17 protein-coding genes are annotated in these 18,852 nt (G+C 70.1%); 8 read left to right on the top strand and 9 right to left on the bottom strand.

The annotated features are described in order from the left end of the window. Positions 1-4: 4 nt before the first annotated feature. From AB8619_RS18220 to AB8619_RS18185, 8 genes are all read right to left on the bottom strand, one after another. Complete coding sequence (locus AB8619_RS18220) at positions 5-1,684, bottom strand: protein kinase domain-containing protein (protein ID WP_436794044.1); 1,680 nt, start codon at positions 1,682-1,684, stop codon at positions 5-7. A gap of 55 nt (positions 1,685-1,739) precedes the next feature. Then, positions 1,740-2,567 carry a DegV family protein gene (locus AB8619_RS18215; RefSeq protein WP_436794043.1) on the bottom strand — a complete coding sequence of 276 codons (828 nt, stop codon included), beginning with the start codon at positions 2,565-2,567 and terminating at the stop codon, positions 1,740-1,742. 92 nt (positions 2,568-2,659) lie between these two features. Further along, positions 2,660-4,324, bottom strand: coding sequence for a pilus assembly protein TadG-related protein (locus AB8619_RS18210; protein WP_436794042.1), 1,665 nt, complete (start codon positions 4,322-4,324; stop codon positions 2,660-2,662). Further along, on the bottom strand, positions 4,318-4,938 hold the full coding sequence (locus AB8619_RS18205) for a TadE/TadG family type IV pilus assembly protein (RefSeq protein WP_436794041.1): 621 nt from the start codon (positions 4,936-4,938) through the stop codon (positions 4,318-4,320). The genes AB8619_RS18210 and AB8619_RS18205 overlap by 7 nt, the downstream gene beginning before the upstream one ends. Further along, positions 4,935-5,588, bottom strand: coding sequence for a TadE/TadG family type IV pilus assembly protein (locus AB8619_RS18200; protein ID WP_436794040.1), 654 nt, complete (start codon positions 5,586-5,588; stop codon positions 4,935-4,937). The genes AB8619_RS18205 and AB8619_RS18200 overlap by 4 nt, the downstream gene beginning before the upstream one ends. Then, positions 5,558-6,163 carry a hypothetical protein gene (locus tag AB8619_RS18195; protein WP_436794039.1) on the bottom strand — a complete coding sequence of 202 codons (606 nt, stop codon included), beginning with the start codon at positions 6,161-6,163 and terminating at the stop codon, positions 5,558-5,560. The genes AB8619_RS18200 and AB8619_RS18195 overlap by 31 nt, the downstream gene beginning before the upstream one ends. 65 nt (positions 6,164-6,228) lie before the next feature. Continuing rightward, positions 6,229-8,169, bottom strand: a complete 1,941-nt coding sequence (locus tag AB8619_RS18190) for a DUF6049 family protein (protein WP_436794038.1) — start codon at positions 8,167-8,169, stop codon at positions 6,229-6,231. Between the two features lie 11 nt (positions 8,170-8,180). Beyond that, positions 8,181-8,882 (bottom strand): GNAT family N-acetyltransferase, encoded by a 702-nt coding sequence (locus tag AB8619_RS18185; protein ID WP_436794037.1) that lies wholly within the window; start codon positions 8,880-8,882, stop codon positions 8,181-8,183. A gap of 78 nt (positions 8,883-8,960) precedes the next feature. Here AB8619_RS18185 and AB8619_RS18180 point away from each other — a divergent pair, with 78 nt between their 5' ends. From AB8619_RS18180 to AB8619_RS18165, 4 genes are read left to right on the top strand one after another with little or no spacing between them, the layout of a single operon-like run. Next, complete coding sequence (locus AB8619_RS18180) at positions 8,961-9,962, top strand: histone deacetylase family protein (protein WP_436794036.1); 1,002 nt, start codon at positions 8,961-8,963, stop codon at positions 9,960-9,962. A 52-nt stretch (positions 9,963-10,014) separates the two neighbouring features. Further along, positions 10,015-11,067, top strand: coding sequence for a type IV pilus twitching motility protein PilT (locus AB8619_RS18175; protein ID WP_436794035.1), 1,053 nt, complete (start codon positions 10,015-10,017; stop codon positions 11,065-11,067). A gap of 25 nt (positions 11,068-11,092) precedes the next feature. Continuing rightward, positions 11,093-12,040, top strand: coding sequence for a TIGR03560 family F420-dependent LLM class oxidoreductase (locus tag AB8619_RS18170; RefSeq protein ID WP_436796412.1), 948 nt, complete (start codon positions 11,093-11,095; stop codon positions 12,038-12,040). Positions 12,041-12,058: 18 nt separating this feature from the next. Next, a complete protein-coding gene (locus tag AB8619_RS18165; protein WP_436794034.1) occupies positions 12,059-13,459 on the top strand; it encodes a CCA tRNA nucleotidyltransferase in 1,401 nt (466 codons plus the stop codon). A 68-nt stretch (positions 13,460-13,527) separates the two neighbouring features. Here the strand turns inward: AB8619_RS18165 and AB8619_RS18160 are convergent, their stop codons facing one another. Then, positions 13,528-14,235: a class I SAM-dependent methyltransferase gene (locus AB8619_RS18160; RefSeq protein WP_436794033.1), complete on the bottom strand. Its 708-nt coding sequence runs from the start codon at positions 14,233-14,235 to the stop codon at positions 13,528-13,530. Between the two features lie 81 nt (positions 14,236-14,316). Between AB8619_RS18160 and AB8619_RS18155 the strand changes: the two genes are divergently transcribed. From AB8619_RS18155 to AB8619_RS18140, 4 genes are read left to right on the top strand one after another with little or no spacing between them, the layout of a single operon-like run. Beyond that, positions 14,317-14,727: a DUF5318 family protein gene (locus AB8619_RS18155; protein ID WP_436794032.1), complete on the top strand. Its 411-nt coding sequence runs from the start codon at positions 14,317-14,319 to the stop codon at positions 14,725-14,727. After that, the gene (locus AB8619_RS18150) at positions 14,724-15,302 is read left to right on the top strand and encodes a hypothetical protein (protein WP_436794031.1); all 579 of its coding nucleotides are present in this window, start codon (positions 14,724-14,726) and stop codon (positions 15,300-15,302) included. Before AB8619_RS18155 ends, AB8619_RS18150 begins: the two co-directional genes overlap by 4 nt. After that, positions 15,299-16,774 (top strand): hypothetical protein, encoded by a 1,476-nt coding sequence (locus AB8619_RS18145; protein ID WP_436794030.1) that lies wholly within the window; start codon positions 15,299-15,301, stop codon positions 16,772-16,774. The genes AB8619_RS18150 and AB8619_RS18145 overlap by 4 nt, the downstream gene beginning before the upstream one ends. Then, positions 16,716-18,842: a transglycosylase domain-containing protein gene (locus tag AB8619_RS18140; protein ID WP_436796411.1), complete on the top strand. Its 2,127-nt coding sequence runs from the start codon at positions 16,716-16,718 to the stop codon at positions 18,840-18,842. The genes AB8619_RS18145 and AB8619_RS18140 overlap by 59 nt, the downstream gene beginning before the upstream one ends. Positions 18,843-18,852 lie beyond the last annotated feature (10 nt).

Here is an 18,852-nt window from a genome sequence, read left to right as displayed (position 1 = left end):
GCGATCACCGTCCGGTGACCACGAGTTCCTGGAGGTCGAAGGACACCCGGGGAGGACCATCGCCGAGGTCGGTGATCCACAACAAGACGTAGGAGCCCTGGGAGTCGTCGAGGGAGACCGTCGTCGTGCCCGACTCGGCCGATTCGATCGTGGCCACCGGATCGCCCCAGGCAGCGAAGGTGTCGTGGGGTGAATCCGACACGTGGACGGTGCCCGACCAGTTGGCGTCGGGCGACGTGATGCGGAGTTCGTCGAGGTCGAAGGACTCACCGAGGTCGAAGGTGATGCCCACACCGGCCTTGAGTCCGCCGAGCGAACGGGTGTCGTAGTTCTCCGTGCTCCAGAACGTCGTCTCGTCGTCGTCGATCGCCCGGGCGGCGACGTCGCCGTTCTCCCCGTCGCCACCGAAGCCCGTGTCCGGGTCGACGGGGTCGAAGTCCCGGGCTTCGACGATGTCGAGCGGTTCGGCCGACCCGCCGCCGCCAGGGGCGACGCGATCGACCAGGTCGAAGAGGTCGCGGCGCGCTTCGGTGCCGCCGATCAGCGCCCAGGCGAGCCCGAGCGCGATGGCGATCACGCTCACGAGCGCAGCGGGTACCAGCCACGAGCGCTCGGTCTTGGCGAACGAGGTGGTGTTGGCGGCCACGACGGCGGTGGCGTCGGCCGTGGCGACGGGCCCGGTGGACGCGGTGTCGGCGTCGAGCGGAGCGGCCTGGAGGTCGGCCCACATGGCGGCGGCGGACTCGTATCGCTCGTCCGGCCGTGTCGACAACGCCCGCATGATGATGGCGTCGAGGCGCTCGGGCACGGTGCGCAGGACCGCGCGGGGCCGGTCCGGGGGCCCGTGCAGGCGTGCGGTGGCGGTCGCGAGGTCGTTGTCGCCCTGGAAGGGCGGGCGGCCACACACCATCTCGTAGAGGACGGCGCCGAGGGCGTAGACGTCGGTGCGAGCGTCGACGTCGCCGCCCGACACCTGCTCCGGGGCGAGGTACTTCGCCGTGCCCACCATCGAACCCACGCTCGTGAGGTCGGCGAGATCGGGGTGCTCGTCGGGTCGCGCCGCCTTCGCGATGCCGAAGTCGGCGACCTTGAGGCGACCGTCGCTCGACAGCAACACGTTGGCCGGCTTCACGTCGCGGTGGACGAGACCGGCCTTGTGGGCGACCTCGAGCGCCTGCGCGATCCCCGAGGCGATCTCGACGGCCTCGCTCGGTGGCAGGAAGCGCCGGGTGTTGAGTTCGTCGCGGAGGGTCCGGCCGTCGACCAGCTCCATCACGATGGCCTCGGGGTCCCCGCAGGTGTCGTAGATGGCCACGATCGACGGATGCCCGACGCGCGCGGCGGCCACGGCCTCGCGCCGGAACCGGGCGACGAAGTCAGGATCGGCGGCCAGGTGGGCGTGGAGGATCTTGACCGCGACCGGTCGGGCGAGCACCTCGTCGACGGCGCGCCACACGGTGGCCATGCCGCCCCGGGCAACCGAGGTCCCCAGGCGATAGCGACCGGCGATCAGTGAACCCTCGCCCAGGTCGCCGGCCGGTCGCTCCGGTGCTGGCGATGCGTCGGCGGGCGCGACGGGCTCGGGCCGCGTCTGGCGCGGTTCGTTGGGGGCCGACGCCGGTGCCGGGTCGTCGGACGCGTGCTCTGGGGTCACCGGCGTCGGTCGGGTGGGGTGCTCCGACACGACTCCCGACGGTACTCCGGCGCAGCGCCGCGTCCGGGACGCGGCACGGGGACGCTCAGGCCTTCTCGAGCCAGCAGGCGCCGATGACCCGGGGACCGCCGTGGGTGCCGATCACGGCCCCGATGTGACCGAGGCGGTACTCGATGCCGTCGACCAGGTCGGTCATCGCGTCGATGTCGGGGGCCATGCCGTGCATGATCGCCAGGTGCTCGACCTTGTCGGCGTCGCCGATCATGTCGCGCATCGCCTGGAGCGACTTCTTGCGGGTCCGGTGCTTGCCGGCCTCCTCGACGACGCCGGTCGAGATGTCGATCATCGGCTTGATCGACAACAGCGAGCCGAGCATGGCCTGGGCACCGCCGATGCGGCCGCCCTTCTTGAGGTTCTCGAGGGTGTCGAGGCAGCCGACGACCCGTGTGCGGGTCCGCAGTTCCTCGACCAGCGCCACCACGTCTTCGGCTGAGGCGCCACCTTCGGCGGCCTCGGCGGCGAGGAGCACCTGGGTCCCCAGGCCGGCCGTGATCGACTTCGAGTCGACGACGTGGATCGGGAAGTCGTCGCCGATGAGGCGCGCGGCCTGCTCGGCGGCGGCCATCGTGGCCGACAGGTCCGACGACAGGTTGATGCAGACGACAGCGCCGCCACCGGCCTCGTGCTGACGCCGGAACGCCGCCTCGAACGTGCCGGGCGAGGGTGCGGCGGTCTCGGGGAGCTCGTCGCGTTCGGCCATGAGCCCGTAGAAGCCCTCGACCGAGAGCTCGCTGCGATCCTCGAACTCGTCGCTGCCGAAGCGGATCGACAGCGGGACGACTTCGATGCCCAGCCGCTCGCAATCGGCGGCGTCGAGGTCGCAGGACGAGTCGGTGACGATGCGGACGGCCATGAGAACTGTCTCCCCTGAGGGTCGCGGGACGGGCGCGCCCGTCTGGACACGCTGTGTCTAGCCGACCTGCCGAGGCGGGGTCGGGTTACGTCTCAGGGGCCGGCGACGGTCGTGGTGGGGGCGTTCGGCAAAAGCCGCACCGGGTTGCCGATGAGCTTGACGCTCCACGTCGACCGGTCGGTACCGGTGGTGCCACCCCTTGTGTACCGGATGCTCCACCATGTGCGGTAGTTGGCGCCGTCGGGGTAGGCGGCGGGGATGGACTCGGGCAACTGGATCGACAGCCGGATGATGCGGTCGGAGTACTTCCCGTCCTGTGTATTCCCCGGAAACGTCAGGGTGCCCGCTCCGCTCACGTTGAGTTCGGTGGTATTGGCGACGCTCGCCCACCCGCCGGTGGGCGGGTTGTCGCCCTGCGGGCACGTGCCTCCGATGTTCTCGGTGCCGTCCGCACACAACACCTCCCAGGAGAACGACGCCGGGTCCCCGTTCGGATCGAGGATCTCGACTTTCTCCGCACCCTCGGCGGCGTCGTACAGCGAGACCTGCATGACCTTGTTGTTGTGCTTGGCGTCGATGTCAGCGAGGTAGAACGTGGACTGAGCGCCACCTAGCCGGGCGATGACCGGCAGGTGGTCGTACCCGAAGACGTTGGGACAGGGAACGCCGACCACATAGTTGACATTGGTGGGGTCGCCATTGCACGGCGTGAACACGGCGCCGGAGCGAGCGCGCAGTGCGAAGTGGTTGTGTCGGGTGTCGGCGTCGGCGAGGGCGACCGGATCGATCTGGACGTAGTACGTGCCAGCCTCGGTGACGGTGGCCAGGATGGCCCAGCAGTCGCGGAGGTCGTCGCCGTCGGTCAGCGCAGTGTCGAGGCAGTCGAGGCTGAGATCGCTTCCGCAGTTGCCGTCGGTTCCTACGCCGCCCTCGACAGTGTGGCTCGCCACCGGAGTGCCGAGGTATGGGTCGAGGTCATCGGCCCGACGGACCGTGATGTTGGTGTCGAACGGCGCGAAGTTCTCTTCGCCGAGAAGGCCGCCGATGCAGGTAGGGGCGTCGAACATCTCGATGTGAACGCTGGTGCCGTCCATCTCCTCGGGGACGGTCACGCCGAACAGATAGCCGTCGGGGACGAACTCCGGATTCGTCAATCGGTCGGTGGCGGCGCAGGTCGTCTGCGTCGTCCAGGCCATGTAGCGCGCTGCGATCCGGTCGCCGAACTCCCGCCGGGTGCAGTCGTTGGAGACGGCGAGCACGAAGTTCTCGGTCCACGGAAGACCGAGGAGGGTGCCCGTCCCCAGGTAGTTGCGGGGACTGCCGAGGGGCACCGGCTGCACATATTGCGATGTGCTCGTGCGTGAGATCGTCGTGGGGCCGCGCACGACCTGTGAGAAGAACTGTTGTACCCGTGGGTCGGTGATGGTCACCCGCAGGGATTCGTTGGCGAGCGCCTCGACCTCGACCGTGACACCGGTGCCACCCGGGTCGTGGGCGAAGCCGTTGTCGGCAGCGATGTCGCGAGCCCGACTGATCGCGGCCGAGTCTCCGTCGGGCAGTCGAACGACTCCGGCGAGTGCAGCGGCATCGGCGGCCTGTTGAATCTGGCTGGCTTCGACCTGCCACGACCCGAGGTCGACGACCAGAGCGGCGATTGCCAGCAGCGCGGTGAGGAGCAGGGCCATGAAGACGAGCGCGAGGCCGCGATCATCGTGCTCGGGGGACGTCTCGGCGAGTCGGTAGCGGGTCGTCAGCATGAGGGATCTCCCGCGATGCACGGTTCGAGTTGGAACACGGCTCCATGGGTCAGTGCGAGGTCGACGGGGAGCACCTTCGTCACCTTGTCGTAGCGGAGTTCGACCCAGACACCGACGCGATCAGCGTCGTCGCCGTCCCGGTCACGATCCGACGGGCACCAGTTCCGATCCCACGACTGGCCGGCACAGTTGATGGTCGCGAACTTCGTGGGATCGTCCGTGGACACCTGCGTGGCCGAGTACACGTTGCACAGGCCCATGACTCCACGAACCGTGGTGTCGTCGGGACGGTTCTGGTCGAGACAATCCTGCGGCGGCCGGTTTGCCGTCGTCGAAGCGTCGTAGATGATCACCTTGACGATCGAGGACGCCGAGATCGAGGACAATCCGGACTGGAGCGAGCGGAGGGCGTCGTAGTCCGCGCTGCGCGCATCCGCGACACGGGCGTCGATCCGAGCAGCGGACTGTGTCGCCCGTGCGAGGCCGTTGGCGTCGCGCCACGCGAAGCCGGACTCGATCATCCCGATCGCGAGGAACAAGAGCAATGGCAGGACCAGGGCAGCCTCAAGGAGCGCGACACCACGGCTGTCTCGGGCTCGTCGGTGGGGCCTCATCCGCGGGTCCCTGGTTCGAGACGGGTCGTCTGTGCTCGTGTGATCGTCCAGTCGTTGCCGAAAAGGCCCGTGTAGCCGTCTCGATCGATGCGCACGTAGACACCGAGGTTGTCGATGGGGCGTCCGTCCGACCCGTCGCTGCGGGTCGCCGGGTCCCATGCACACGACGGTCCGACGTTGCTGGGAGGACAGTCGAAGTAGCTTGCCGTGCCCTGTTGTGCCGCGCGGAACGCCGATGCGGTCGGGTAGACGTTGCAGATGCCGTTGACGGGGTTCCCGTTCTTGCACGACAGGGGGAGCTGGTCTTCGGCCGGATTGCTACTTCCGTTCGCGCGGAACACGACCACGTAGTCGATGTCCTCGTCGTTCATCGACGCCAGGCCGTCTCGGACGGCCTTGACGATCTCGAAGTCGGCGTTCCCGCCGAGCTCGGAGACAGCGGGGCCCACCACGCCGCCGATGCGAGCGGCATCGGCCACTGCATCGGTCGCCGTGAGGTTGTCTCGGAAGAGGAGCCCGTACTCGGTCATGGCGAAGACCACCACGAAGAACAGGATCGCGACGATGGCCATCTCGACCAGCGTTGCGCCGGCCTCGCTCCGGTGCCTCGCCGACGAAGTCACGGAAGCGTGTACATCTCTGCGGCGCATGCCCCGCACGGATCCGGGATGTAGCTGGTCTGCGACCCTACCGAGACCACCTGGGCGGAGATCTCGGTGATCTCTGGGTACACGGTGCTGAAGTCAATGACGCACAGTCCGCTGCCGTCGACCGTGCAGGAGGCGTAGAAGAACTGGCCGACACGATTCGAGGGTGATGCGGCGGTGATCGTCCACTGGATGGTGACCGTCTCGCCGGTGAGCGCAACGTCCATGTCGTCGCGGACGACGAGCTCGAGATGGATCGAATACGCATCGCCATCTGGCGTGTAGGTCTCGGCCGAGAACGCGGTGACGTCGGCGGTTGGTGCTGGTGGCGTCGTGGTCGTCGGCTGGCCGACCATCGTCGTCGTCGTCGGCTGCAGCGGCGCTCGCGCACACGAACTCGGCGGCGGACGGGTCGACAGGCAGTTGGCTTGGTTGTCCACCTCTGCAGCAGCGTTGCCTTCGAGCGTCTGGATTGCGCCGAGTGAGCCAACCACGAGGATCGCAAGAACCAAGGCGTACTCGACCAGAGCGACGCCACGGTCGCGGCGATCCCTCCGGTTTCTCCCCTTCCACGCCATCTTCCCAGCGTACGGAACCCCTGGAGGGGCTACAAGGGACACACGGCCCATTGATGACGCCAGTCTCAGGCGGTTTGGGGGTCCTCGTCCGAAACGCGGCTCTTGCGCCAGGTTCGCACCCACCAGACGGCCAGCACGGCGAGGGCGCCGAGCGAGAGTGCGAGCCCCACGCCGGACACCGCCGTCGACCGCACGTTGAGTTGGCGGTCGTCGAGGAGGAGCGTGCCGTCGGGCGTGCGGACCTCGACGAAGGTGGGGACCGACCCGGTGGCGAGGGCCTCGACCGGGACGTCGATGCGGGTCACGTCGGGCTCGGCGACGATCTCGAACTCCTCGCCGTCGGGGAAGCGGAGGCGGTCGCTGCGGATCCGCACCATCAACCGGACGGGGTAGTCGTTCGTGTTCGCGATGGCGACGGGGAGGGTGCCTCTCCGAGAGGTCAGGTTCAGGTCGGTCTGTCCGGTGAGCGTGACCCCGTCGAAGCCCTGGGCCACGACAGCCTCGGCGGCGGCGAGCAGCGCCAGACGTTCGTCGTCGTCGAGCCCGCGAGCGACGCTCGTGAGTTGTTGGAGGCCGAGGTCGGCCGTGAGCGACGCAGCGATGTCGACGAACCCGTCGAAGGTGGCCACCTCGCGGTCGACGGCGCGATAGCGGTCGGCGATCGGTCGGAGGTCGTCGGATGCCTCGGGCAGGGTCACCGCCTCCGGTTCCGCGCCGTCGCCGACCGTTGTCGGCTCACCGACCGGCACCGCCACGATCGGCACGGGCGAGGCGTCGTCGGCCAACAGCGGCATCAGGGTCTGCAGCGTCGATGCCTCGGGGATGTCGTCGAGGTGGACGACGACGTCCGAGCCGCGGCCGGCGTCGCGGAGCAGCAGGTCGGCGACGGCGATCGGACCGGCGTCGACCCGGTCGAGCGCCGGTCCCACGAGGAGCGCGGCGGTCGCCCCGTCGGCCACGACGGCGGTGAGACCCGAGTCGGTCAGGGCCGGCACAGGGCGAGGCCCGGCGGGGACCACCAGTCGGTCGTCCTCCGAGCCGGCGTCGTGTTCGCCGACCGCGGCCGCCGATGTCAGCACCGTCTCGACGCCGAGGTCCGCGAGTCGTCGCGCCGCTTCGGGCGTGACTTCGTCGTCGGCCCACAGGGTCGGGTCGGCGTCGTCGCCGACCCGATCGGTGAGGGCGAAGCTCCCGGCGGCGATCACGGTCTCGAGCACGTCGCCGAGCCCCGCGGTCTCGAGGGCTGCGGCCGACACCGCGACGTACGGCATGACCCCGGGGTCCTCGGTGGCCGCGGCGAGCAGGCGGTCGACCAGCTCCGGTGCCCGGGGATCGGTGGTCAACGCCAGCGCGTCGAGCGTGTCGGGGAGGACGAGCAAGCGGACTGCGGGGGCGGGGTCGAGCGTCGCGACCTCGTCGAGGAAGGCGGTGAGGCGGCCCAGTCGGTCGAGCTCGGTCGCCGAGACGGCACGGCGACCGTCGGGGTCGATGGTCGGCTCCAGCAGAGCATCGACGACGACGGAGAGCCGAGGAGCGACGAGGGGCTCGTCCTCGGTGCCGAGACGGATGACCGGCGTGCGGATCAGGTCGATCACGCCACCCTCGGGGGAGCGCAACTCGACGACGACCGGGTGCACGCCGGGTGCACGGATCTCCTCGGTCGTGAGGGTTACCGTCCGGGTCCCGTCGCCGGACACGGTGATCTCGTCGGTGGGTCCGAGGTCGACGCTGCGGGTGATGCCGCCGACGTCGCCGGACAGCGACTGTTCGAGCTCGGCGGTGTCGGCCAACGGCGGGTGGATGCGGATGCGCATCGTCGTGCCTGCGGTGTCGCCGGTGGTCGCGATCTCGAGCGCGAGCGGTTCTGTCTCGCTGACCCAGGGTGTGCGCGCCGTCAGTTCGATGCCGGCCACCGGCTCGTCGTCGACCTGGCGAGCGCCGGCAGGCGCGGCGAGCGACGCCACGATGCCGACGACCAGGAGGATGCGTGCCGTGTGTCGTGTCATGAGCCGGGGAGTCATGGGCCGGTGAGGTCGATCTCGAGCACGGCCAGTCCGCCGGGCCGTTTCCGGAAGCCGAGTCGTTCGTAGAGCTCGACGGCTCGTTCGTTGGTCACCTGGGTGTTCACCAGGGCTTCGGTGGTACGCCACCGGCGAAGCCAGTGCAGCCCGTCGATCACCAGTGCTGCGCCCCGGCCCTGTCCCTGCGCGTCCGGAGACACGGCCAGACGTTGCACGTAGCCCCGGATGCCGGCCCGCCCGAAGAGCGCATAGCCCGATCCGTCGCGGACCAACCGGAAACGCGACGAGGGGGTGGCGTGGGCGGCCTCGTCGAGTCCGGCGGGATCGAGACGCCAGAACGGCTCGAACGACGCGTGGTCGATGGCCAGGACCTGGTCCATGTCCCGTCGTCCGACCCGGCGCAGTCGGATGTCGGGCCGCTCCGGCAGGTCGAGCATGAGGTGGCCCAGGAGGTGGAGGCGCTCACGGATGTCGAAGCCGGCGTCCAGGTACGGCCGCCACTCGTACGGCGGGAGGGCCGGGGTCACGGCGCGTGTGTAGCCGGACTCGGTCGCCCGTTCCACGGCGTCGCGGACGAGATCCGGAGGGACGATCGCCCCGATCGGTGCGGCCAGACATTCGGCGACGTCGTCGCGACCGCGCCAGGCCCGGACCCGGATGCGCACGCCGTTGGCAGAGACGGCGTCGGTCGCGGTCACGCTGCGCGAGCGGGAGTGGGGACGGCCATGCACGGCCAACGTTACGTGTCCGGTTTCTGGGCGGCACACTGGGGTGTGATGGCCACGCTGCTGTACACCGACCACCGGTTCGTCGACCACGACACGTCGGCCGGGCATCCCGAGCGCCCCGAGCGCATGGGAGCAGTGGACCGCGGCGTCACCGCCTCGACCGTCGCCGAGGACCTGGTGATCGTCGAGCCCCGAGCCGCCACCGTCGACGAACTGGCCAGGGTCCACGACCGCGACTTCCTCGAGGCGCTCCGGCAGTTCTGCGTCGCCGGCGGCGGACGCCTCGACCCGGACACCGTCGCCAGCCGCAAGTCGTGGGACGTCGCCTGCCTGGCCGCAGGCGCCGGACTCGATGCGGTCGACCGACTGCGGTCGGGCGAAGCCGACGGGGCATTCCTGGCCGTGCGCCCTCCCGGGCACCACGCCACCCCCACCCGCGCCATGGGGTTCTGTCTGGTCAACAACGTGGCGGTGACCGCGGCGGCCCTGGCCGAGGCAGGGGAGCGGGTCCTCATCGTCGACATCGACGCGCACCACGGCAACGGCACCCAGGACGCGTTCTGGAACGACCCGCGGGTCACCTACGTGTCGATCCACGAGTACCCCATGTATCCCGGCACCGGCCCGGCGGGCGACACCGGCGGGCCCGACGCCCCGGGAACGACCGTGAACATCCCCGTCCCCGAGGGAGCGGCGGGCGACACCTATCGCCGGGCCATCGACCAGATCGTGGTGCCCATCGCCGAGCGCCACGCCCCCACCTGGCTGCTCGTCTCGACCGGCTTCGACGCCCACCGCAACGACCCGTTGACCGGCCTCGGCCTGACGTCGGGCGACTACCACGACCTCACGGCTCGGCTGCTGACGCTCGTGCCCGCCTCGCGCTCCATCGTCTTCCTCGAGGGTGGCTACGACCTCGACGCCGTGACGTCGTCGACGGCCGCCACCCTGGGAGCGCTGTCGGGCGTCACGATCCGACCCGAGGGCGTGACCAGCGCCGGCCCGGGCGCCTCGGTCATCGACCGGGTCCGCCAGATCCACCACCTCTGACCACCGGCAGGCCGGCCTCAAGAATTCACCCGAATCGGCCGATCACGAGTCCGTGGACCATCTGGAACTCCTTCGCGCCATGGTCGGTGCCGGCGCCTCCGACCTGCACTGCAAGCCCGGGAGCACCCCGGTGTTGCGCGTCGGCGGGAAACTCGAACGCCACGGCGACGAGGCCCTCACCACGGAGGACGTCGCCATGTTCGCCCAGGCGATGCTCGACTCGAACCAGCAGGACGAACTGATCCGCCTGGGGTCGGTCGTGGGCGCGCACTCCGAAGCCGGTGTCGGTCGGTTCCGCTTCGCCGCATTCCGTCAGCGGGGTTCGGTGGCCTTGGTCCTCCACGCCGTCCCGGACGAGATCCGCACCATCGAGGACCTCGGCTTGCCTGATGCCGCCGTGTCGCTCGCCGGTGCCGAACGCGGTCTGGTGCTGGTCGCGAGTCCGGTGGGCAACGGTGCGACGACCACCCTCACCGCCCTGGTCGACCATGCCAACCAGACCCGAGCGAGTCACCTCGTCACCGTCGAGGACCCGATCGAGGTCCTCCACCGCGACGGGGTCGGGCTCGTGAGCCAACTCGAGGTCGGCGCCGACGTGCGTTCGATCGCCGACGGCGTCCGTACGGCGTCGAAGTTGGACGCCGACGTCGTCGCCGTCTCGGACATCGTCGACCGCGACACCGCGCTGGCCGTGATCGATGCCGTCGCCCGCGGCCGAGTGGTCTTCGCGGCCATCGGCGGCCGATCGATCCAGAGCGCGGTCAACACCTTCCTCGAACTCTTCACCGTCGACGAGCGCCCGATCATGCGGGCCGCGCTTGCACGTTCGCTCGCCGGCGCCCTGGCCCAGCGGCTGCTGCCGACGGTCGACGGGGAACAGGTCGCAGTCGTCGAGTCGATGGTCCACACGGCCAAGATCGAGCACTGCATCGCCGACGGCGCCGACGCCGAACTGCGGGCGCTGCTCGCCGACGGCGACTATCACGGCATGCAGACGATGGACCAGGCGCTGTCGCGGCTGGTGCGGTCGGGTGTGATCGACAACGACGTCGCCCTCGCCGCCGCCGAGGAGCCGGAAGAGCTCCGCATCGACCTCCTCCGGTAGCGAGGTCCGGACGGGCGTTCCCGTCATTAGCATCACACCCATGGAATTCGCGGTGTGGCCCGGTACCAACCAAGCCTGGGACGGCATCGTGGAGGTGGCGCGTCACGCGGAGCTCTCGGGCTGGGATCGGGTGTACGTGGCCGACCACTTCATGCCCAACGGCGACCCCGACGACGACGCCGTCGTCGATGGCCCGATGCTGGAGTGCTGGAGCGTCGTCGCCGCGCTCGCCGCAGCGGTCCCGCGCATCGGCATCGGCACGCTGGTGTGTGGCAACACCTATCGCCACCCCGCCGTGTTGGCCAACCAGGCCGCCACCGCCGACGTGATCAGCGGCGGCCGCGTGATCCTCGGGCTCGGTGCGGGCTGGCAGGTCAACGAACACCAGCGATACGGCATCGACATGGGGTCGCTCAAGGCCCGGATGGATCGCTTCGAGGAGGCGTGCGCCGTCGTGCGCGGCCTCCGCGACGAGCAGCGGTTCGACTTCGCCGGTGAGTACTACCAACTGGCCGGCGCACCGATGGAACCCAAGCCGATCGGGTCGCTCCCGCTCCTCATCGGGGGCGGAGGTGAGCAGCGGACGTTGCGCATCGCGGCTCGCCACGCCGACGAGTGGAACGTCTGGTCCGATCCCGAGCTCTTCGCGCAGAAGTCGGGCGTGCTCGACGAACGCTGTGCCGAGGTCGACCGCGACCCCGCGACGATCCGACGCTCCACGCAGGCGCTGCTGTTCCTGTCCGACGACGAGGCGTTCATCGCCAAGATGCGCAGCCGCGACATCGGCATGCGGACGATGGTCGGGAACCCCGAGCAGTTGGTCGAGATCGTGGCGGCCTACCGCGACGCCGGCGTCGACGAACTCATCATTCCCGACTTCACGCTGGGGACCGGCGAGCAGCGGCGCGAGACACTCGACCGCTTCCACGTCGAGGTCGCAGCGCACTTCTCGGGTTCGTCCAGCGGGTCCTAGCCCCGTAGCGTCGCTGCGGTGATCCCCGACCGGTTCGAACCCGTCCTCGACGGAATCCGCCCGCTCGCCGAAGCCTTCGCCGACGCCGGCCACCGGCTCTACCTGGTCGGCGGTGTCGTCCGCGACCTGTTCCTCACCGGTCCGTCGGGCGAAGCCATCACCCCCACCGATCTCGACTTCACCACCGACGCCGAGCCCGACGCCATCGAGGCGCTCATCAAGAAGCTCGACGGTGTCGAGGCGGTCTGGACCCAGGGGAAGCGGTTCGGGACCATCGGCTGCCGGATCGACGGGGTCGACCACGAGATCACGACCCACCGGGCCGAGGCCTACTCGCCCGACTCGCGCAAGCCCGAGGTCGTGTTCGCGACCGAGATCGACGCCGACCTCTCGCGCCGGGACTTCACCGTCAACGCCATGGCGCTGTCGCTCCCCGACGCCACGCTCGTCGACCCCTTCGACGGCATGACCGACCTGCTCGTCCACAAGGTGCTGCGGACGCCGTTGTCGCCCGAGGAGTCCTTCGGCGACGACCCGTTGCGGATGTTGCGCGCCGCTCGCTTCCTCAACCGCTACGAGCTGACCCCGGAGCCCGAGCTGTTGACCGCGGTCGAGCAGATGGCCGAGCGGCTGTCGATCGTGTCGGCCGAGCGGATTCGCGACGAGCTGTGCCGCCTGATCGTCCTCCCCGACTGCTCGGCCGGGCTGTGGTTCCTGTGCGACACCGGTCTGGCGCAGCAGTTCTTCCCCGAGTTGCCCGAGATGCGGGTCGAGCAGGATCCGATCCATCGCCACAAGGACGTGCTCGCCCACACGATCGCCGTCGTCAACAACACCTCGCCCGAACTGGTGCTGCGGCTCTCGGCGCTCTTCCACGATGTCGGCAAGCCGGCCACGCGGGCGTTCGGCGACAACGGTGTGAGCTTCCACCACCACGAGGTGGTCGGCGCCCGCATGACCCGCAAGCGCATGAAGGCGCTGAAGTTCTCCAACGAGATGATCGACGACGTGTCGAAGCTGGTGTTCCTCCACCTCCGCTTCCACGGCTACGGCGAGGACGCCTGGAGCGACGCCGCCGTCCGGCGCTACGTCCGCGACGCCGGCGATCTGCTGCCCCGACTCAACGAGCTGACGCGCTGCGACTGCACCACCCGCAACAAGCGCAAGGCCGACATGTTGTCGCGCCGCATGGACCGGCTCGAGGAGCGGATCGAACGGCTCCGCGAGCAGGAGGAGCTGGACTCGATCCGCCCCGACGTCGACGGTGCCCGGGTCATGGAGCTGTTGGGCATCGAGCCGTCACGCACGGTCGGTGAGGCGATGAACTTCCTGCTCGAGGCCCGGATGGAGGAGGGCCCCCTCGGCACGGAGGAGGCCGAACGCCGGCTCCTCGCCTGGTGGGCCGAACGCAACGCCTGACCCCACGAACCCCACGAACTCGACGTCGTCAGCGTCGGGGGCCGACGCTCAGAGCGTCGAGTTCGGGTTCAGATGCCCTCTTTGCGGGCTCGGAGGATGAGGGTCGCCGGCACCTTGGCCATGGCCGGTGACCAGTGGGGCCCACCCTGATCGGTCGGGGCCGGCTCGAGCAGCGTGTCGACGCGGAACCCGGCCCGGCCGAGCTCGACGAAGATCGTGCTGGTCGAGCGGTTGAAGGTGCCCGCCCGGGGGTCGTCCTCGGGGAACGGCTGCAGGTCGAAGGCCGAGTGACGGACCGCGAGGCCCTCGTCCTGGCCGGGATCGAGCTGGGTGAACGCCGGATGGGGGAGGGCGAGCACGAACGTGTGCTCGGTCCGCAGCACCCGGTGGATCTGGCGAAAGACCCGACCCATGTCGGCCACGTGGGCCAGTGAGCCGACGCTGATCGCGGCGTCGATGGTGTCGGCACGGAGGAAGGCGAGCTCGGCGAGCGATGCATGGTGGAGTTCGACGCGCAGATCGGCGGCGTCGACCGCGGCTCGGGCGTGTCCGATCTGTTCAGCCGACTCGTCGACGGCGATGGTCCTCGCCCCGGCCCGAGCGAGCGCGACCGCATTGGTGCCGGCGCCACAACCGAGGTCGAGCACCCGCTTGCCGGCCACATCGCCCAACAGCCGCAAGGTGTCCTCGCGGGGGATGCAGGGTCCGTAGGTGACGGCGTCGTCGGAGAGCGCGGCGCCCGTCGGGGCGGCCACGGTGAACGGGGTCCAAGCCATGGTCCCAGTCTGCCTGCCGCTCCCCACCGGGGTACGGACGCCGCGTCTGGCCCGTCGGGGGAGTCGCTACCCTCGGGCGCGATGTCCTTCGAACCGGGCGCCTCGATCCGTGGTGCCGACGCCGACCCCAGCATGGGCGCCGTCGACTACCGCATGGCCCGGCTGGCCTTGGTCAACGAGTTCAAGAAGGGCCGCATCGCTCAGCACGAGGTCTGCGATGCCCACCCCGAGCTCCGACGAGCCGCCGAGCACATCGCCCGCAAGACCTCGGAGGTCTGTCCGATCTGTGAGGACTGCCTGCTGGTCCTCGTCACCTATGCGTTCGGCCCCCACCTGCCGAAGTCCGGCTACGCGGTCGAGGACCGCGAAGACATGGACAAGGTGCGTCGCACCACCACCGAATGCACCTGTTACGTGATCGAGGTCTGCGCCGACTGTGGGTGGAACCACATGGTGCAGACCTTCCCCGTCCGAGGACAACGGGGCCGATGACCGCCCCCGCTGCCAGCCGGGCGGCGGGCGTGTCGGCGGGTGCCATCGAGACCGGCGCAGCCGCCGGTGCCGCCGGACTCGCGCTCACCTCGACCGGGTCGATGGTGGTGGCCGCCGTGCTGCTCGGCATCGCGACCCGGAGCCGGTGGAGCGCCGCAACACTCCTGCTCGCCACTGCTGCGGTGGGCATCCGCTTCTCGACCGTGACCTTCGACGATCTCGCCGGCATCCAGAGCGTCCTGGGCAGTGCCGGCATCGTCGGGCCGGCGGCGGCAGCCGCCTCGGCATGGTGCGCAGCGGCGGCGGTCATCGTGGCGACGCGGGTCGACCTCGAGCGTTCGAACCTCCAGCGTTGTGTGGTGTCCCTGGCCGGCGGAGCGATGGCCGCGGCCATCGCCGTGGGGGCGGGCCCGGGTGGCGCGCTGGCCGACCGGGTCGCGGCGACGGCACTCGCCTCGGTCGCTGCCTTCGCCCTCTTGACCACCGACGACCGACCCCGCCTCGCCGCGGTGCGGCGAATCGTGGCCGTCGTCGTGGGCATCGCGGCCGTCGTGCTCGCCGGGTGGCCGTCGTGACCGCGCTCCTCGCTGTCGTGCTCGTCGGGCCGGTGGTCTGCGCGGTGGTCCTGGTCGTGCTGTCTCGAGCGTCGAGCGACCTGGCGCGTCGGGTCGCTGCCGGGTCGGTCCCGACCGTGGCCGGCGCAACCGCGGTCGGCTGGGGTCTGCTCGCCGCGGCATCCGAACCGGCGACGTGGGGCCGCCTGGTCGCGACGCAACCGGTGTCCGTCGCCGCTGTCGGTGTCGCCGTCCTCGTGGTGGCGTCGTCGCCCCGTCGCATGGTCGGGCGCTCGACCGCCATCACCGGTCTCTCCGCCTTCGGTGTCGCCGCCAGCATGCGTGGCATCGAGTTGCCCGACCGCTGGTTGGCCGGGTCGATCGTGGCGCTGGCGCTGCTCGTCGCCGTCGGGCGCCTCCGCGACGGTCACGGGCGACTCGTGACATCGGTGGGAGCGGTCGCTGCGGTCGCTGTTGCCGCCGGCGTGGTCGTCGACGACCCCCAGAACGCAGCGCTCGTCTCGTTGGCGGGTGTCGGAATCGCCCTGGCGGCGGCGCTGTGGAGCGCCGACCCGCGACCCTCCGGGGCCGTCGTCGTGCTGCCCGCCCTGCTCCTCGCCGTCGGAGCGACGGTGGACAACGCGCCCCGCGTGGTCGACGAGACCGATCGGGTCGGACTCGCCGGCGCAGCGGTCGGCGTGGTCGCTGCGCTCGCCCTCGCGTCGGTGCGGCGAGTCGACGGCGTTCTGGGGCGACTGCCGCTCGCGGTCGTCGGTGCCGGCGTGGTCGTCCTGGCCCAGGACCTCCCCGATGCGCGTGGGGCCGGGCTCCTCCTGGCCGCCGGCGGGGTGGCGGCGCTCGCCGCCGGCCATCCGCTCGGCCTGGTCGCCGCGCTCCCGGGCCTGACGGGCGCGCTGGTCGTCTTCGGTTCCGCCAGCGAGGCCGTGCACGCTGCCGCCGGTGGAGCGATCATCGCCCTGCTGCTGGCGGGGACGGCCCGGGCGCCGGCGATGCCGCAACTCCCCGACGACGTGATGCACCGCTGCCTGCTCGGTGGGGCCGTGGCCTTCGGCGTGCTCCCACTCTGGGGTTGGTCCGGGGTCGAGCTGTCCGACCACGCCGTCGGTGTCGCCGTCGCGGTCGCCTTCGCGCTCCCTGTGGTCGTGGCGCTTTCCTGGATCCCGCCCCGGAGATCCTCTCCGGTCACCGGTAGGATCCCCCGCCGCCGCACCACCGCGGTCGCACCCTCTCATGGCATCACGATCCACGAAGCCGGCAGCGAAGTCCCGCCCCAAGAAGAAGGCACCGTCGAAGAAGACGGCGTCGAAGAAGTCGACGGCCAAGAAGAAGGCGTCGACGAAGGCGGGGCGGAAGCCGCAGGCACGACGCAGCATCCTGTGGCGCTTCCGCCGCAGCCTGTTCCTGGTCGCGCTCGTGTTCGTGGCACTGCTCTCCGGGGCCGGATTCGTCCTGGGCCAGGTCGAACTCCCTGACGAGGACCCGCTGTTGCAGTCGACCTTCGTCTGCGCCAACGACGTCACCCAGGGATGCGGTCCCGACAACGCCATCGCCAAGCTGGCCGGCGAGGAGGACCGGGTCTCGCTCCCGCTCGAGGAGATCCCCCAGACCTTCATCGACGCCGTCCTGGCCGCCGAGGACCGCAAGTTCTTCACCCACGCCGGCATCGACCCCGTCGGCATCGCTCGCGCCGTCTACCAGGAGGTCCGGGGCAGCTCGGCCCAGCAGGGCGGCTCGACCATCACCCAGCAGTACGCCAAGAACGCCTTCCTGAGCTCCGAGCGCACCATCACGCGCAAGCTGAAGGAAGCCGTGCTCGCCGTGAAGTTGGAGCGCGAGTTCTCGAAGAACGAGATCCTCCAGCGCTACCTGAACACCGTCTACTTCGGGCGCGGGGCCTACGGGGCCGAGGCAGCGGCGCGCATCTACTTCGGGGTGTCCATCCGCAACGTCGACCTCTCGCAGGCCGCCTACCTGGCGGCGCTCATCCGCTCGCCCGAGTCGACCGACGTGGCCCGGAACCCCGAGACAGCGGTCTTCCGGCGCAACTCGGTGCTCGACGGCATGCTCGAGCAGGGCTGGATCACCCGCGACGAATACGACGCCGCCAAGGCGAAGGAACTCAGCAGCGAGGTCCGCGAGCGCTCGGTGCGCGAGGGGCTGGGCGACGTCGTCGGTTCCGAGTTCGGCAGCGAGTACTACGTCGAGTACATCCGCCGTCTCCTCTACGACGAGTACGGGGCCGACGTCGTCAACGGTGGCGGTCTGCGGGTGTACACCTCGCTCGACATGGGCCTCCAGCAGGCGGCGTACGAATCGGTCTACCGCGACGTGCTCGACCAGGAGGACGACCCGGCCGGCGCCCTCGTCAGCGTCGACGACGTTGGGCGCGTGGTCGCGCTCGTCGGTGGCAAGGACTTCGACGCCTCGGAGGTCAACCTCGCACTCGGCGCCCTCGCCGGCGGTTCGGGCCGTCCTCCCGGATCGTCGTTCAAGCCGATCGTGTTGGCCGAGGCCTTGGGGCAAGACATCTCCGCCCGGTCCAAGTTCATCAACGAGAACGACATCGTCCTCCCCCGAGCCAACAACGGCGAGGACTGGGAGGTCGGCAACTACGCCGACGGGACCGAGAGCCTGGTCGACCTGGTCGATGCCACGAAGGTCTCGTCCAACACCGTCTACGCCCAGCTGATGTTGGAGGTCGGCCCGGCCAACGTGGTGGCGCTGGCCGAGCGACTCGGCGTCAAGACGCCGCTCCCGGCGGTCAACTCACTGGTGCTCGGCTCGGGCGACGTGTCGGTGCTCGACATGGCCAACGCGTACTCGACCTTCGCCCGTCGGGGTGAGGCGGTCGAGCCTGTCTTCATCACCAAGGTCGAACAGGTCCGAGACGGCGAGGTCAAGACGCTCTTCCAGGCCAGCGGCAAGGGCGAGCAGGTCATGCGGCGTGGCGACGCCGACCAACTCAACTGGATTCTGCGCCAGGTCGTCCTCGGCGGCACCGGTTCGGGTGCCAACCCCGGGTACCCGGTGGCCGGCAAGACCGGGACCAGCGGCGACTACCGCGACGCCTGGTTCGTCGGGTACTCGCCCCGCCTCACGACCGCGGTCTGGATGGGCTATCCCGACCTCGACGCCGACGGCAACACGCGCTTCATGACCGACGTACGAGGCCGCAAGGTGACCGGTGGTTCGTTCCCCGCCACCATCTGGAAGCTCTTCATGCAGCGGGCCAGCGACGGCGACGGCAGCTTCGCCGATCCGCCGCCGTTCGGCGGCACGGTGCTGAACGCCGACCTGACCACGACCACGACGACGCTGCCCGTGTGCGAGCCCGTCGATCCCGACGCCGAGTCGACGGGTACCACCGAACCGTGTCGGAAGCCTTCGACCACCACCACCGAAGCGTCGGAGGAGACCACGACCACGGGCGCTCCCGGCTCCACCTCCACGTCGTCCACGTCCTCGACCACGTCGACCACCAAACCCGACACGACGACGACGGTGGCGCCGACGACGACCGAGTTCCTCGGCGGCAACTAGCCCAGACGGG

This window comes from Actinospongiicola halichondriae, from assembly GCF_049103745.1.
GTDB classification, from domain to species: domain Bacteria; phylum Actinomycetota; class Acidimicrobiia; order Acidimicrobiales; family Salinilacustritrichaceae; genus Salinilacustrithrix; species Salinilacustrithrix halichondriae.
The sequence above is the reverse complement of the archived record's forward strand: the minus strand, read 5'-3'. Positions and strand labels throughout refer to the sequence as shown.

What these genes read in the sequence shown, in the direction of transcription:
- AB8619_RS18195 (WP_436794039.1), bottom strand. Translation starts at nt 6,163, where the DNA reads ATGGCGTGGAAGGGGAGAAACCGGAGGGATCGCCGCGACCGTGGCGTC.
- AB8619_RS18210 (WP_436794042.1), bottom strand. Translation starts at nt 4,324, where the DNA reads ATGCTGACGACCCGCTACCGACTCGCCGAGACGTCCCCCGAGCACGAT.
- AB8619_RS18200 (WP_436794040.1), bottom strand. Translation starts at nt 5,588, where the DNA reads ATGCGCCGCAGAGATGTACACGCTTCCGTGACTTCGTCGGCGAGGCAC.
- AB8619_RS18190 (WP_436794038.1), bottom strand. Translation starts at nt 8,169, where the DNA reads ATGACACGACACACGGCACGCATCCTCCTGGTCGTCGGCATCGTGGCG.
- AB8619_RS18215 (WP_436794043.1), bottom strand. Translation starts at nt 2,567, where the DNA reads ATGGCCGTCCGCATCGTCACCGACTCGTCCTGCGACCTCGACGCCGCC.
- AB8619_RS18180 (WP_436794036.1), top strand. Translation starts at nt 8,961, where the DNA reads ATGGCCACGCTGCTGTACACCGACCACCGGTTCGTCGACCACGACACG.
- AB8619_RS18205 (WP_436794041.1), bottom strand. Translation starts at nt 4,938, where the DNA reads ATGAGGCCCCACCGACGAGCCCGAGACAGCCGTGGTGTCGCGCTCCTT.
- AB8619_RS18150 (WP_436794031.1), top strand. Translation starts at nt 14,724, where the DNA reads ATGACCGCCCCCGCTGCCAGCCGGGCGGCGGGCGTGTCGGCGGGTGCC.
- AB8619_RS18155 (WP_436794032.1), top strand. Translation starts at nt 14,317, where the DNA reads ATGTCCTTCGAACCGGGCGCCTCGATCCGTGGTGCCGACGCCGACCCC.
- AB8619_RS18160 (WP_436794033.1), bottom strand. Translation starts at nt 14,235, where the DNA reads ATGGCTTGGACCCCGTTCACCGTGGCCGCCCCGACGGGCGCCGCGCTC.